Annotated in this window: 16 protein-coding genes; 3 read left to right on the top strand and 13 right to left on the bottom strand. The window is 35.2% G+C overall.

The features are described from left to right. The 6 genes from ABEG63_RS02210 to ABEG63_RS02185 form a co-directional block, all read right to left on the bottom strand. Nucleotides 1-462: a peroxiredoxin gene (locus ABEG63_RS02210; protein WP_346582635.1), complete on the bottom strand. Its 462-nt coding sequence runs from the start codon at nucleotides 460-462 to the stop codon at nucleotides 1-3. 4 nt (nucleotides 463-466) lie between these two features. Further along, on the bottom strand, nucleotides 467-1,324 hold the full coding sequence (locus tag ABEG63_RS02205; RefSeq protein ID WP_346582634.1) for an alpha/beta hydrolase: 858 nt from the start codon (nucleotides 1,322-1,324) through the stop codon (nucleotides 467-469). A 38-nt stretch (nucleotides 1,325-1,362) separates the two neighbouring features. After that, a complete protein-coding gene (locus ABEG63_RS02200) occupies nucleotides 1,363-2,004 on the bottom strand; it encodes a DUF2652 domain-containing protein (RefSeq protein WP_346582632.1) in 642 nt (213 codons plus the stop codon). Nucleotides 2,005-2,208: 204 nt separating this feature from the next. After that, a complete protein-coding gene (locus ABEG63_RS02195; RefSeq protein WP_346582630.1) occupies nucleotides 2,209-3,120 on the bottom strand; it encodes a helix-turn-helix domain-containing protein in 912 nt (303 codons plus the stop codon). Between the two features lie 78 nt (nucleotides 3,121-3,198). Next, a complete protein-coding gene (locus ABEG63_RS02190) occupies nucleotides 3,199-4,002 on the bottom strand; it encodes an SDR family oxidoreductase (protein ID WP_346582628.1) in 804 nt (267 codons plus the stop codon). After that, entirely contained in the window at nucleotides 4,002-4,811 is an 810-nt protein-coding gene (locus tag ABEG63_RS02185; protein ID WP_346582627.1) for an SDR family oxidoreductase, read from the bottom strand. Before ABEG63_RS02185 ends, ABEG63_RS02190 begins: the two co-directional genes overlap by 1 nt. A gap of 156 nt (nucleotides 4,812-4,967) precedes the next feature. Here ABEG63_RS02185 and ABEG63_RS02180 point away from each other — a divergent pair, with 156 nt between their 5' ends. Continuing rightward, nucleotides 4,968-5,252 carry an integrase core domain-containing protein gene (locus ABEG63_RS02180; protein WP_346582625.1) on the top strand — a complete coding sequence of 95 codons (285 nt, stop codon included), beginning with the start codon at nucleotides 4,968-4,970 and terminating at the stop codon, nucleotides 5,250-5,252. 619 nt (nucleotides 5,253-5,871) lie between these two features. Here ABEG63_RS02180 and ABEG63_RS02175 read toward each other — a convergent pair. Continuing rightward, complete coding sequence (locus ABEG63_RS02175) at nucleotides 5,872-6,477, bottom strand: hypothetical protein (protein ID WP_346582624.1); 606 nt, start codon at nucleotides 6,475-6,477, stop codon at nucleotides 5,872-5,874. A gap of 156 nt (nucleotides 6,478-6,633) precedes the next feature. Further along, nucleotides 6,634-8,910, bottom strand: coding sequence for a catalase/peroxidase HPI (gene katG / locus ABEG63_RS02170; protein WP_346582622.1), 2,277 nt, complete (start codon nucleotides 8,908-8,910; stop codon nucleotides 6,634-6,636). 341 nt (nucleotides 8,911-9,251) lie between these two features. Between katG and ABEG63_RS02165 the strand changes: the two genes are divergently transcribed. Then, nucleotides 9,252-9,713: a heme-binding domain-containing protein gene (locus ABEG63_RS02165; RefSeq protein ID WP_346582621.1), complete on the top strand. Its 462-nt coding sequence runs from the start codon at nucleotides 9,252-9,254 to the stop codon at nucleotides 9,711-9,713. A gap of 12 nt (nucleotides 9,714-9,725) precedes the next feature. Next, complete coding sequence (locus tag ABEG63_RS02160; RefSeq protein ID WP_346582620.1) at nucleotides 9,726-10,139, top strand: DUF393 domain-containing protein; 414 nt, start codon at nucleotides 9,726-9,728, stop codon at nucleotides 10,137-10,139. Between the two features lie 3 nt (nucleotides 10,140-10,142). Here ABEG63_RS02160 and proC read toward each other — a convergent pair whose 3' ends face one another. The 5 genes from proC to ABEG63_RS02135 form a co-directional block, all read right to left on the bottom strand. Further along, nucleotides 10,143-10,946 (bottom strand): pyrroline-5-carboxylate reductase, encoded by an 804-nt coding sequence (gene proC / locus ABEG63_RS02155; RefSeq protein WP_346582618.1) that lies wholly within the window; start codon nucleotides 10,944-10,946, stop codon nucleotides 10,143-10,145. Nucleotides 10,947-11,067: 121 nt separating this feature from the next. Further along, nucleotides 11,068-11,340 carry a hypothetical protein gene (locus ABEG63_RS02150; RefSeq protein WP_346582615.1) on the bottom strand — a complete coding sequence of 91 codons (273 nt, stop codon included), beginning with the start codon at nucleotides 11,338-11,340 and terminating at the stop codon, nucleotides 11,068-11,070. A 309-nt stretch (nucleotides 11,341-11,649) separates the two neighbouring features. Next, nucleotides 11,650-12,798 (bottom strand): cytochrome c peroxidase, encoded by a 1,149-nt coding sequence (locus ABEG63_RS02145; RefSeq protein WP_346582613.1) that lies wholly within the window; start codon nucleotides 12,796-12,798, stop codon nucleotides 11,650-11,652. A 3-nt stretch (nucleotides 12,799-12,801) separates the two neighbouring features. Beyond that, nucleotides 12,802-14,328 (bottom strand): DUF6850 family outer membrane beta-barrel protein, encoded by a 1,527-nt coding sequence (locus ABEG63_RS02140; protein WP_346582611.1) that lies wholly within the window; start codon nucleotides 14,326-14,328, stop codon nucleotides 12,802-12,804. A gap of 30 nt (nucleotides 14,329-14,358) precedes the next feature. After that, a complete protein-coding gene (locus tag ABEG63_RS02135) occupies nucleotides 14,359-15,591 on the bottom strand; it encodes a DUF4876 domain-containing protein (RefSeq protein ID WP_267401901.1) in 1,233 nt (410 codons plus the stop codon). Nucleotides 15,592-15,601 lie beyond the last annotated feature (10 nt).

Below are 15,601 nucleotides of genomic sequence, written 5' to 3'. Positions count from 1 at the left end.
TTAATTATTTAAATATTCTAAAGTATTGGCCACATGGGCATCCCCGTTTAAGAAGCCTCGATATCTAAAGACCACCCTGCCTTGTTCATTGACTACAAAAGTTTCACGCCCGGTGAGAAACAATATATTTCTGATACCGAAGGATTTTAAAACCCTGTTGCCTGAATCACTCAGCAGAGTAAAATTCAGTCGATGATGCTCTGCAAATTTTTTGTGGCTTTCTACAGTCCCTGAATTAATGCCAATGACCATCGCACCTTTATCTTCAAAAACCTTGTAATTATCGCGAAACGCACATGCTTCCTTTGTGCAAACCCCGCTTTCATTCTTAGGGTAAAAATATACAATTAATTTTTTACCACGATAATCCTCAATATTGAACTCATTACCGTTCTGATCTCTAAGTGTAAAGGCAGGTACTTGGTCCCCCACGTCTACGGTTACTTTTTTCTTAGCTTGCATCTGATTAATCTTTTACAATATTTTTAATAATAATCGTCAAATCATCTGGTTTTGAAATAAAAGGACTATGTCCCGATGCAATCTTATAGGTTTTCTCAATACCTGCTTCCGTTGCCATTTTCTGCTGGAAGGGGAAGCTGATCGCATTGTCACCTGTTGTAAATACGTAATACTTTTTCCCAGCGGCTGCATAGGTCTCTGCAGTATAGTTTAATGGCGTTGCCAATGGAATAACAGGTTCCGCTTTGTAATGATTAAGTACAATCTGTTTTTGTTCATCTGTTCCGTCCTGTACGAAAACCTTTGGTAGATTTACTTGCGGATTGGTCAGACCTGCTAAGGTATGATCTGCATTGAATTCCAATACGGGGCCCAATAACGAAGCTGTATCCAAACCAGCATAATCAAATACGCTCTTCCCGGACTGAGGGATGAAGCCCGCAACATAGACAAGCTTTTGTATTTTTGTGGGAATTTCAGATGCAGCCTGTGTAATAACAGCACCTCCTAAACTGTGGCCGATCAAAACCACTGGTTCGTGGTAAAGACTCACCGCATCTTTTACTTGATCCACATATCCTGCGAAGCTAAGATCTGAGACTGCAGTATTATCATCTCCATGGCCTTTTAAGTTAACTGAGCTTACCTCATACCCTTCAGCAACCAACTTCATCCTTACTTGTTCCCACGCATAAGACGCTTGCCAAGCACCATGAACCAGGACTACAGGGGGCTTTCTTGTGGCTTCAGTGTTTTCATCATCATCAGAACAAGACGCTATTGCTAGTCCTCCAACAATCAAAAGAGCGATCGTTGAAAAAATCCTGATTACATTTTTTGTTTTGTTTTTTACTGTATTCATTGTTTTATAATTTTATTACAGTACAAAGATCTACAGAATTAAACTGAAGCTTTTTCACTTAAGTTAATTTCATAATTATTTTTTTGTTTATTACACTTGAGATCTTCAATATCATCTTTCTGGTCAAAAAGAAAATATTTATAACAGATGGAACCAGTATCGTATATGTCGCATAGATATTTACCGCAATCCGTATCATAGTTCAATGGGAAATCATTCATTACTTGCAAAAAATTAGTGGTCATTAATACATATCCATGCGATGGAACACTATTTTTAAGCAATCGGTGTGCATCTATCAATGTATTACCATAAAGTTTGGTAAAACGGTCTACTGAAAATTCCTCCATGTAGCCATAGTGTGAAATCGCTTTTAAGTCCAATTTATCCAAATGGGGAAATTGCTGGCGATAATAGTTAAGAATATTTGTAAAAGCACTACGCATTTTTGCAAACTGCTTCAAAATATCTTCAACTGATGGCGGAACTCCTAACCGATAAAATAAGATAGCATCGCCTTCAATTTCTGAAATTTTAAATGATAAATGGTTACACTCAATAATACCATTTAATAATTGTCTGACGATCGATATTCCGTCCGTCGGCTCCATTTCTTTAACCATTTGCGAATAACCGCTTATGTCCACAATGAAGACTGTGCCTTTTTTATCTAGAAGCATAATGTTAATTTAATAATACAAAGGTGGGTAAACGATCTGTTTTAACTGTAGTCAAATCGGTGTGATCATTAGTCGATTTGCCAAAATTCTAATAAATGGTAGTGCATAATTCTCTAAAAATCATTATGAAAAATATGCACTAAAACCAATCACACTACAATACCAGAGCTGTCTTTGACTGTCCTTAGAGAATTCTATAAAAGTCTAATTAAGAAAACTTCTTTTATAATCAGAAGGAGAAATTGAAGTTTTACTTTTGAAAAGTTTATTGAACGACTGGGGATGTTCAAAACCTAGATGATAAGCTATTTCGGCGACGGTTAATTCATCCTTTGCCAAATATTCCTTGGCTTTTTCTATGACTTTTTCATGGATAAATTGTTGTGTATTCAATCCTATAAGATTTCTAAGGAGATCACTAAGATAACGGGGGGTTACGCCGAGACTCTCTGCAATAGCATTAACAGCAGGAAGCCCTTTTACTAATGGTTGATCTTCTGCAAAGTAGGTTTCGATCTGCTTTTCCAACTGAGCCAAAATGTCATTATTAACCGCTTTTCTTGTCAAAAATTGCCGATCATAAAATCGATTGGCGTAGTTGAGTAAAAGTTCAATTTGAGATATGATCACGTCTTGACTAAATTTATCAATACGCTCGTTTAACTCTTCCTGAATAAATTGGTAAATACTAAGTATCGTTGTTTTCTCCTTCTCAGAGAGGTATAACGCTTCTGCTGCTGAATAGCCAAAGAACCCATACTGCTTTATATTCGAATCCAGGGTATATGTTCTAAGGAAATCAGGATGTATATGTAGTGTCATACCATCATAATTGGCTTCTTCATCCTGCATTTTCAAAAGTTGTCCTGGCGCTACAAATGACATTCCGCCTTCTTCAAAATCGTAGTATCCCTGACCATATTTTAACTTTCCGGAAAAACTTGTTTTGAAAGATATTTTATAAAAATTAAGAATGATCCCATTTTCAAAGTCCTTGGGCTCAAACTGCGCCTCACCATAGTTCATAATACTGATAAGCGGGTGAGATGGAGCCTCCTGCCCCATCGCTTTATGCAGCTGAGATAAGGAATTGAATATGACCGGTTGTTTTTTCATAGTATAAATTTAGGTAATTTGTAAAAATTTTATTTCTACCGAATCAATAACTTCATCAGGCAAAAATAACTATTAAAACTAAAATATAAATTGAGCGCGCATTTTTGCAAACTGCCCTTCGGCTGTTAATCCTATTCTTTCTTCGTACAATCCTATAGCATCATTACCTGCAATATATCTCAGTTGGTTTTTATCATCTGTAGCTGCTTCATAGATGACGTTTGCTACATCGTCTGCTTTTGTATAATTGGCGATTTGCTCGTCACTATAACCCTCACTCACTTTCTCCACCAATTGAGTATACTTCGGATGAAAACCTCCCTGCATAGATCTCCCCGCAAAGTCAGTCTGCATCCCACCAGGTGCTACAATTTTCACCTTAACACCAAAATTTGCCAGTTCGTAAGCTAAACCTTCCGAAAATCCATCAACAGCAAATTTGGACGCATTATAGATGGAGCAAGTCGGATATCCCAATAAACCGAAGGTACTGGTGATATTAATAAACGTGCCGCTTTTTCTTTCTCTAAAAAAGGGAATAAAAGCTCTCGTCACATTGATGACACCAAATAGATTAGTCTGTACTTGCATCTGTATCTGCTCATCTGTCAATGCTTCCAGTGGACCAATTAGGCCGTATCCTGCATTATTTAAAACGACATCCACAGAATGAGATTTCAAAATATTCGATATTGTTTTATTCGTGCGGTCGGTGTCTGTAACATCCAGTTCAATTAATGAAACGTTTGAAAGTTTTCTTAATTCCATTTCATTTTCAGGTTTTCGCATGGTCGCAATTACATGCCAGCCTTTCGCCTGAAATAATTTTGCGGCAGCTTTGCCTAATCCGGATGATGCTCCGGTAATAAAAATGGTTTTCATTATGAATAAAGTTTGCTGATATGTTCAAATTGTTTCTGCTGGCCCAACTCTTGGCGGTCGTTTGCTATTTTTTCTGCGTCCGGACCCACAACGTACCTCAATTGTGGTTTATTGTCTGTTGCTGCTTCATATATAACCTTAGCAACATCATCTGCTGAAGAAAAATGAACATCAGTACTGCCATCTTCGAAACCAGCCAGCATTTTATTCCACAAAGGAGTATATATTTCATTTTCAACATAAGATAATGAACGTCCGGCATAATCGGTTGACATACCTCCCGGGGCAATGGTCTTTAATCGAATACCAAATTGATTGACCTCATAGTTTACAGCTTCACTCCAACCTTCAAGCGCAAACTTGGTAGCGCTGTAAACTGAAGCTAAAGGATTAGCTGCTATGCCGGCGGCAGAAGTAGTTGTCAAAAGAATTCCATTTTTCTTACTTTCTCTAAAATAGGTTATAAAAGGTTGAGCTACCCTAAGTACACCAACAAGGTTTGTTTCGATCTGTCGACTGATATCGGTTTCCGAGTAAGCTTCAAAGCCACCAACCATTCCGTACCCTGCATTATTGAAAACCACGTCAACATCAAATTTGCTTAAAACATGCCCTATCGTATTTTTCACCTGTTCCTGATTGGTAACGTCTAAAGGGAATAACTGCACATTTGGAAGTTGGTTGAGCTCTTTCTCCTTTTCAGGATTTCGCATTGTAGCAATTACCTGCCAACCTTTTTGCTGAAATAATTTAGCGGTTTCTTTACCTAGACCAGAGGAAGCTCCGGTAATAAAAATTGTCTTTGACATAATATTAAGTATTTATTTACTATGCAAAGTTGAACATTCGAAGAAGTCCGCTATTAATCTAAAATGTATTTTAATAAGCCAAAATGACGAATTTCTATTTATCTGAATAGTAGATCATCGATTCGCATGGCTGAATATTAGGTTCACGGAAAACCAATGCATCCGCAGACCCAGGGCAAGATCGAGCGTTATCACAGAACGATGAAAAATGTAGTGAAACTAAATCATTTTTATCATCCCGAGGAACTCATCCAGGCACTGGAGAAGTTTGTAGCAAACTACAATAACAAGCGCTATCACGAGTCGATAAATAACCTCACTCCAGCAGATGTGTACTTCGGAAGATCAGAACAGATTTTGGAAAAAAGAAAGCAAACAAAAGCGGAATCCATCCGAAAAAGAAGACAAATATATAATCAACAAAAATTAGTAAGTTTATAAATCGAAAATCCTCCTTAAGGATTTAAACTAAAATGTCTAAGTTGGTTTAAAGACGTACATTTTGTTATATTAAACTCATGCTTCGTAAATTTATAAAACTTTGTTTAATGATATGAGATTTTGAGAAAATAAAAAGAAAAAATAAAGTGATCGACTGGGATCACTTATAAAATCTCATAATACTACCGTGTTTCTATTAACTAATGATAATTATATATTCCACTATTCAAACTAAATTCCTATAACTGTAAAGTTGATAAAATTTGCAAATCACCAACGAATCGGTTTGAGATTTGTTCCTGTAGGCCTACGAAAACCATCTTTTTTAAGGATGGTTTTTTTGTTTTTAGTTAAAGCTTACGCAATATTTTTTATCAACATATTCTTTATTTCTTCCTTACGATAAATAATAGCATTAAAAATCGATGTTTTTTAATTATCTTTGATTTGAAAAAAGGAAAGATATAGTTAAACTTTTCGTCTGTAAGAGGTAATAATTTTTCAATATGTTGTCTAAATTCTTCCATTCATCAAAAGAATCAATAAAAAAGACCATTCTTAAAAAGAACAGTCTTTCAATTTTTAATGACTACCTGACTCATATCAGGTATCCCTTTAATTAATACCTAGAAATTACCGCCCAGGCAGAACCCGTACTCTGAACAACAATTCCTTTTCCCCAATCATTAGTATTCAATCCATAATTGGAAAAATTGCTGCCGTTGATTCTGAAAGTACCGTTAATTGTAATACTTCCGCTGGTATCATTAATCAAATTATAAATTTTTCCTTGATTGGAACTATTTGCCGCCGGAAGAGCAATATTCCCGGTAAGAAGAAGTGTATAATCGTCATTGGTCGCCATCCCTGTATTCATTGTTCTGATTTTTTTATCTTCAGATGAAATCAATTTAGCCCAACGATTTACGGCTGGATCTCCGTTAAAAAAATAATACCCCGATGCATTAACTTCCTGTGTTTGCCCTGATGGTGAGGTGTCGGGTGTGGTTACGTACACCAAAGCTCCGGTTTGAGAAGAAGTATAAGTTTTTGATCTCAACTGATCTCCTGAAATTCGAGGAGCGATAATTCCGTCTAATTTGCTGTTATCTGCCGGATTTCCAACTACATCTAAAGTTGCATTAGGAAGCTCGGTATTAAAACCTACCTGAGCAAAAGTGAAAGAGCCTACCAATAGTAAGGCAGGAAATAATTTTTTCGTCATGTCTTGAATTTTGTTGTTTTTTCAAAACAAATGTAAATTTTTATTTTTAATTAATGCTAAAACCAACAACAAAAAACCAAAATATTCACATAAAAAAAAAGGCAATCTTATCGATTACCTTTAATTATCATGCTAAACATTGTAATTTTAATAAATTTATTTTAAATCAAAACGATCGGCATTCATCACTTTTACCCAAGCTGAAACGAAATCTTTTACAAACTTTTCTTTAGCATCAGAACTTGCATACACCTCAGCGATTGCTCTCAATTCTGAATTGGAACCGAAAACTAAATCTGCGCGGCTTGCCGTCCATCTTTTCTCTCCGGTTGAGCGGTCGGTTCCTTCATACAATTCGTTATCTGGAGATGCAGCTTTCCATTGAGTTTTCATATCTAATAAATTCACAAAGAAATCATTCGTTAAAACACCCGGTTGGTGAGTAAAAATTCCGTGATTTGAACCATCAAAATTTGCATTTAAAGCTCTCATACCCCCAACTAAAACAGTTAATTCCGGAGCTGTAAGATTCAACAATTGCGCTTTATCAATTAATAAAGATTCTGTAGAAACAGCAAATTTTTTCTTTAAATAATTTCTAAATCCGTCTGCTGCAGGTTCCAAATATCCCATCGATTCAACATCAGTCTGCTCCTGAGAAGCGTCTGTTCTTCCCGGTGCGAAAGGTACAATAATAGTATATCCGGCATCTTTAGCAGATTTTTCGATACCCGCACTTCCTGCAAGAACGATCAAATCAGCCAACGAAACTTTTTTGCCTCCGGTTTGATTTTCATTAAATTCTTTCTGAATATTTTCTAAAGTATTTAAAACTTTTTGAAGCTGAGTCGGATTATTTACCACCCAATATCTTTGTGGAGCCAAACGAATTCTTGCTCCGTTTGCACCACCACGTTTATCACTTCCTCTGAAGGTAGAAGCCGAAGCCCATGCTGTTGAAACCAATTCAGAAACTGATAATCCTGAATTTAAGATTTTAGATTTAAGAGATTCTACATCAGAATTGCTGATTAATTCATGATCTACTTCAGGAATCGGATCCTGCCAGATCAATTCTTCCGTCGGAACTTCAGAACCTAAATAACGGGCTCTTGGCCCCATGTCTCTGTGAGTCAGTTTAAACCAAGCTCTTGCAAAAGCATCAGCAAACGCATCAGGATTTTCATAAAACTTCCTTGAAATTTTTTCATAGATCGGATCAAACCTCAATGATAAATCCGTTGTCAACATGGTTGCTCTGTGTTTTTTAGCAGGATCAAAGGCATCCGGAATAATTTCTGCTCCATTTTTTGCCACCCATTGATGAGCGCCTGCAGGACTTTTTGTTAATTCCCATTCGTTTTCGAAAAGGTTTTTAAAGAAATAATTGCTCCATTCTGTAGGGGTTTCCGTCCAAGTTACTTCCAATCCGCTGGAAATGGCATCGGTTCCTTTTCCTGATTTATAGGAACTGCTCCATCCTAATCCCTGATTTTCGATTCCTGCCGCTTCCGGTTCTTTTCCAACATGATCTGCTGGGCCAGCACCATGAGTTTTACCGAAAGTATGTCCTCCGGCAATTAAAGCAACCGTTTCTTCATCGTTCATCGCCATTCTTCCAAAGGTATCACGAATATCTTTTGCCGCCGCAATCGGATCAGGGTTTCCGTCCGGACCTTCAGGATTTACATAAATAAGTCCCATTTGTACCGCAGCCAAAGGTTTTTCTAAATTTCTAGAATGAATATCTCCGTCGGCATCATCATCACTCGGCAATACGCCATGTCCAGGAACGCCTTCTGAACCGTGAGCATAACGAATATCTCCGCCTAGCCAAGTTTTTTCCATTCCCCAATAAACATCCTGATCTGGTTCCCAAACGTCTTCACGACCTCCGGCAAAACCAAATGTTTTGAATCCCATCGATTCCAAAGCAATATTTCCTGTTAAAATCAATAAATCTGCCCAAGAAATATTTCTTCCATATTTTTGCTTGATAGGCCATAAAAGCCTTCTCGCTTTATCCAAACTTACATTATCCGGCCAGCTGTTTAATGGTGCAAAACGCTGTTGTCCCGCGCCTGCTCCACCTCTACCATCGCCTACTCTATACGTTCCTGCACTATGCCAAGCCATACGAATGAACAAAGGACCATAGTGTCCGAAATCAGCTGGCCACCAATCCTGAGAATCTGTCATTAATGCGTGAAGATCTTGTTTCACAGCTTCCAGATCAAGGCTTTTAAATGCTTCTGCGTAATTAAAATCTTCATCCATAGGATTTGAAAGTGAGGAATGCTGACGAAGAATGTCAACTCTTAATTGATCGGGCCACCAGTCTAGGTTTTTAGTACCTCCGCCGGCAACATTTTCTTTTTTCATTGTCCCATTATGAAACGGACACTTGCTGATATCATTTGAATCTTTTTCCATTGTCGTTTAAATTTTTTATGTTGATTACAATTAAATTTTCTGTTTAATAACAAGGCAAACCTACAACAGTTTTAAAATAAATACAATCTATCAAAAATATTTTTACAATAGTAAAAAACTATAATAAGTTTTAAAATATTGATTTGGTGATGTTATACTCACAAATAGTTTAACAATGCACTTAAGATAGTAATATTTTATCTTAAATTAAATAAAAACAATTATAAAAGATTCATATTTAGAATAATTCAACACAGTGTTAATATTTTCATAATTATTAAAGTTTTTAATTACGAAAAATTTAATTAACTTTATCTGTTTACAAACATGAATTTTTGGATATGAAAAAAATATTAATTGTTGTTCTTGTCGCTTTTATTATCATTCAGTTTTTCCCAATTGACAAGACTAATCCAACTCCTACTCCCGGGATGGATTTTTTGAAAATTAAGAAAACTCCAACTGATGTAGCTAAAATCATCAACACATCCTGTTACGACTGTCATTCTAATGAAACTAAATACCCTTGGTATGCCGATATTGCCCCTTCTTCTTGGTTGGTAAAAAATCATATTAATGAAGGTAGAAAACATTTAAATTTCTCTACCTTTGCTGTATATGAGCCTAAAAGACAAGCTCATAAACTGGAAGAATGTATTGAAATGGTTGAAAAAAAGGAAATGCCGCTGGAGTCTTATTATATAGGTCACCAGGATGCAAAGCTGACCGATGATCAGCGAAAAATTTTAGTTCAATATTTCAAGAAAATGAAAGAGGAAACGGAAAGAGCAATGGTATTTTAAAACTGAGAAATCATGCAGGAAAACTGGCAAAACAAACATATTGTATTTTTCGACGGCGAATGTGGCGTCTGTAATTTTTGGGTACAATGGATTTTGGAAAGAGACAAAAACGATCAATTCATGTTTGCCTCTCTCCAATCTGATTTCGGACAGAATTTTTTATCCGAAAGAGGGTTAAAAACCACAGATTTCAGCACTATGTATTTGTGGAATCCCAATAAATATTATCTTGTAAAGTCGAGTGCCGTTCTTCAGATTGCCAATTTATTAGGCGGAATTTATAAACTTTCAGGCATTGGAAAATTACTCCCTAAATTTTTTAGTGATAAAATATATGATCTAGTTTCTAGAAACAGAATGAAGCTGGCAAATCAGAAATGTTATTTGCCAACACCTCATCAAAAGAAGAAATTTATTGAGGTTTAAAAATCAACCATTCAATTCCTTGGCGCGTTTTTCTGCATTCAGAATTCCCTCTTTTAAAATATCTTTAAAATTATTTTCGTTAAAAGTTTTCAGAGCAGCTTCTGTTGTTCCGCCTTTTGATGCGACATCTTTAATTAATTCTTCTAAATTTTTATCCGAATTATTAATTAAATGATAAGCTCCTAACATCGTTTGTTTAACGAAAAGTTTAGACAAATTTTCATCAATTCCCATCTCAACTCCGGCTTTTATCATGGCATCAACGATGTAATAGAAATACGCAGGGCCACTTCCGGAAAGCGCAGTGACGCCATCCAAAAGTTCTTCGTTTTCAAGATAAACAGATCTTCCGGTTGAGTTTAATAATCTTTCGATATTGATTAATTGACTGAAAGAAATGCCTTCTGCAGAAGTGTAACCCGTAATTCCCATTCCTAAAAGGGTTGGTGAATTGGGCATCGCTCTTACAACCAAAGGATGGTTTAATAATTTTTGAATTTTCTCGATTTTTATTCCTGCCATTATCGATAAAACCATCTGATTTTCCTTTAACTGAAACTTAAAATTTTCAGCAGCATATTGAAAATCCTGAGGTTTTACGGCAATGATAATTAAATCTGCATCCAATTCATCAACATCATCAAAAGTTGAGATTTTCGATTTTGGAAAATCTTCTGATATTTTGGAAAATCTGGATTCGTTTCTTGTAATTAAATGTAGGTTTTCAGGTTTTATCAATTCGTATTTCAAAAATGATTTTGAAAAAGATAACCCCATATTTCCGGCTCCGAGAATAGCAATTTTCATATTGTGCTTTGTATTGAAATAATTATTATAGTCTAAAAATAAAGAATATTATCGACTTTAAGGCATTAAATCAATAAACAAATAATAAAAATATATGGAATTTTTCTGAATGTCGAAAAGATTAGTCAATCATATTCATAGAAACTTTTTCTTCGTTTTGAAGCTGTGGAATTTGATTTTTAGGCATTACAATTACTTTAAAATCAGAATCGGAGCTGTACATTTTACAGCTTTCATCGATGAATGATGATGGCGATTTTTTGAATTCACTAACATATTGATCATGTTCCTCTTTTTTTGAAGGAGTAATGATGCAATGGTAAAGTGATTGCGTGTAGTTGCTTGAGTCTTTCAGGAATTGCTTTTTGTGTTTTATTGCTTCGTTAAAAGTCATGTAAATTAGTTTGTGCAAAAATAACTAATTCATATGTAAGTACTTAGCTTAAGATGTTAAATTTTGGACAGAAAAGGACGTTGTAAAAATTAAAAAAATAAATGTTTACGCACAAATAAATAATAAAATTTTAAAGAAAATATTGAAAAGCTTTCAAAAATGATGAAAACTCATTCATTTTCTTTCAATGTTTAGTGAAATAATTTTATGTTAAAGTTTATAAAATTGCTTGTATTAAAGAGATTTTACAATCTAAAATTAATTTTGCACCTTATTTTGTTCAACTATTTTTTAATGATAAAATTTAGATTATTCCACTGGAAATTCAGGTCTTCTCATTTTATATTTAGTTCCCGAAAGCGCTTCTAAAAATGAAACCAATGCCGTCTTTTCCTCTTTTGTTAATTTTAAAGGTTTTAATAAAGGATCTGTAACCGGATATAAAGGATCTTGTTGTTTTTGTTCGGCTGTTGGATCGATCATGTGCATTCCGCTGTTGTACATATTTACCAAACCTTCAAGACTGTCGAATAAACCATTATGCATCCAAGGCTGGGTAAGCATTAAATCTCGCAATTGAGGGGTTTTGAATTTACCGACATCTTCTGGCTTCTTGGTAATGGCATAGAGTCCTAAATCTTCATATTTTCTCTTATAATACGTCATCCCGATATTGTGGAAAGACTCATCGGTAAGGTATTGTCCGCTGTGGCAGTTCATGCAACGTGCTTTTGTACGGAAAATATGCATCCCGTAAATTTCCTCATCGGTTAATGCATTATACTTTCCTTCCAAAAATCGATCAAACCGACTTGGTTGACTTTTAATTGTTTTCTGAAAATCTGCAATCGATTTTACAATTCGGTCGTAAGTTACTTTATCGTCTCCAAAAGCATTTTTGAAAAGTTGTTTGTAACCTTTTACCGCCTGAATTTTTGCAGATAATGTTTTCACATCCATCGCCATTTCGTGATGTGCTCCCAAAGGTCCGGCTGCCTGCTCCTCAAGAGTTTTTGCCCTTCCATCCCAGAAAAAAGAGGTTCTTTCGGAAATATTAAATAAAGACATCGTATTTCGGGCTCCTAAAAGATGATCGTTCCCTAAAGCAACTCGTCTACTGTCTGACCAACCCATTTCCGGATCGTGGCATGAGCTGCATGAAATTTGATTGGATTTTGATAATTTAGGATCGAAAAACAGCATTTTTCCCAACATAACATTCGGTTTATCCTGTTCTTTGAAATAAGCGGAATCTATTTTTATGGGTGCAAATTCTTTCCATTCCACACCATAATCAATATTAGGTTTTGGCCAATCTGTGATTGCTTTTTTATAACTTTTTATAATGTCTTGAATTGTAGGATCCTGAATTTCCATTAAATCCCGATTCACTTTTGGTGTAAAACTTAATAAACTCAATAAGATAATTCCCGAAACCCAATATATTCCTCTTTTCATTTCCTAAAACGTTATCCCGATACTTGCGCCTACAAAATTATTATTTTTTTTCTGAATTTTTTGTGATTGATATTCCGCGTTTACAAAGAATGCCGGAAGTTTTTCAAGCTTAAAATCATATCTTAAAGAAGCTCCAAATGTAGAAATATCACTTGCCTGGAATTGATAATCCTGAAGAATCCATTCATTTACAGAAGCTGTACCTGTTGATGCTAAAGCGTTAATCGATTTATTCACCACTCTTTTAGAAAAATAAGGCTGGAAAGTCAACACCTGATTTTCTTTGATCTGTTGTTTGTAATCTGCATTTAATCCAAAATAAGAATATTCAAATTTTTGTCCTGCATTGGGATATAATCTTTGTTCTTTGATTTCTTCATACCCGTAAAAAGGAGTTACGGTTACAGAAAAATGATCTTGATTGTATTGATAGAAACCTTTTATGGTTGTAATGTAATTTTCTTTACGATAAGCCTTTCGTTTGAAAATTTGCATTATACTTGCCGTGTTCAGTGAATAACCGTATTCTGATCCGGTTTTAATAGAAGAAATAAAATTTCCTAAAAGACCAATACGGTGTTTTTCATTAAAATTAAAAAATTTGGCGCCTTCCACCTGAAAATTTTCGTCTACCAAATCGGAAAGATCATAAAAAGTATTTCCTGAACCTTTGTAACTTTTAATATTATTGGCTCGTCTTACGCTTGCCTGAAGATAAAAATCTTTCCCGCCTTTATTGGAAATCTGTATGCCACCTTTCGCGCCTAACTCTTCATAAGTGTAATTAGGATTGGTACCTCCATTGAAAAGACTGTTGGAAAAACCTAATCCCACCATCTGATAAACAAAAGGTCTTCCTAAGTCACTTTGAAAAATGATAGAAGCATTTTGTGTGTATTTGCTGAATTCTCCAAAAACTCCGACCTCGTATTCTCTAAATACATTATAATTAATCCCTGCATTGATTCTTAAATCTGAAGTTGTACTTTGTAATCGCGGATCTCGGGAACGATAGCCCTGTTGAGCCAGATAACTTATTTGTCCTGCAACAGACCAACGGTTGAATTTTTGTAAATATCCTCCCGCGAATTGGTAACGTTCAATATTTAATTTTCCTCCAAGAGAATCTGCAGATGAATATGGAGCAACACGGTCATAATCTAATGTTTCGTTCCATTTAATGGCTCCTGTTTTTATACTTTGATAGCTTGCATTTCCCCAAACAAAACGATTGGGTTTTAACTTTTGAAAAGATTTTGCTTCTACAGTAAGGCCTTTGTCGCTATCTCCAAATTGTTGGCGAAATATTTTTCTGTTTTCACTATGATAGCCCACTCCGAATTCTGAGAAGGAAGTAGAACTATAACCCGACATAGAAGCCGGATTATAGTAATAGTTTGCTTTTAAATTTCGCTCTACATTATATTGATTATTGATGGTCTTAAATAAAGTAAGACTGTCTTGAGCTTTAACGGAGAAAGTTCCTAAGCTTAGCAATAATAAATAGAGAGATGTTTTTTTATGTAGCATAATGTATTGTAATAGAAATATCAAACAGGCTTAGTTTGGATGCGTAATACCATCTTTCAAGCTTGGTTGAGAATCTTTTATAAAATCTGTTGTAGAATTATTAGTATCAGAATAAGCAGGTAGGCCATTAGCCAGTTTACCAATTACTTTACGTCTTACCGATTTTCCGTAACGGGTAGCATCATTATCTACTGTTCCGGCAGAAGTCCATCCTGCATCAATGCTTGCAGAAGTTAATGTATGAATGAATTTTGTTGGAATACTGTTATTTTCACCATCCACAATCCAAGAATTTGGGATAGCGTAAGCACTTTTTGACGTTACAGTTCCCGCACTGTTAATATAACTATAATCATATTTATTATTTTGAAGAAAAGTTGTTTCGTTTTCTCCTGCAGGGAAACGCGCAATTACATAACTTTCAAACCCTCTGTTGTGCAGGAAAAACATATTGTAAGTCATTTGGGTATAAATAACTTTAGCATTCGGAACCGAAGGGTTATCCACCTGCCCTAAAGCCGGATTTGTAGAAGGGAATTCAAAATTCGCATTGTGTAAATCGTATCCTGTACTTGTGTTTTCTTTATGGTTAATCGCATTGTCTGCAATTACGATGAAATCTCCTGGTTTTACTACATATTGATTTCCGGTTCCTGGTAAAACCATTACTCCTTTCACAGGAAATTTCTGAGTTACATCGTATGGAGTCGGATTTTTATCATCTGTGGTAAGGAATTCTGACTGACCAATGATTAAACCATCTGCATACAAATCTTTATCTGTATTATTCGTCAGTTTAAAATATCGTCCTGAATTATAGTTTTTGTTATCAGCAGTTTTAATTCCTGTAAAAAATACTTCTTCGATAATAAAATCATCATGATATGATTTGAAATATAAAGGTACATTTACATTCGTAGCCAACGTTGTAATGTCTGCATTGGCAGAACCTCCTGCTCCAGCAACTTCTGTTACATTCGTGATTACTTGCCCGTTTACATAGATTTTATAAGATCCGTAAGGAACTTCTATAGAAATGGAGTTTGTATTTTGAATTTGTTTAGTAATAATTTTTCCAGTATTGATTTCTGTAATCTGGATGTCTAAAGTTTGATATGAATTGATATTTTCTCCGGAAAAAGATAATGTTAATACTCCGTTTTGAACAGTTTCTGCTCCAAAATCGTCGCTCGAGCATGAGGTCACGGTAAATGTAGTGGCCATCATTGCTGCTAAACTTAATAATAAAACTCTTTTTTTCATGTTATTTCCT

Source organism: Chryseobacterium sp. C39-AII1 (assembly GCF_039672645.1).
Classification (GTDB): Bacteria; Bacteroidota; Bacteroidia; order Flavobacteriales; family Weeksellaceae; genus Chryseobacterium.
This window is presented reverse-complemented; position numbering and strand designations above follow the sequence as displayed.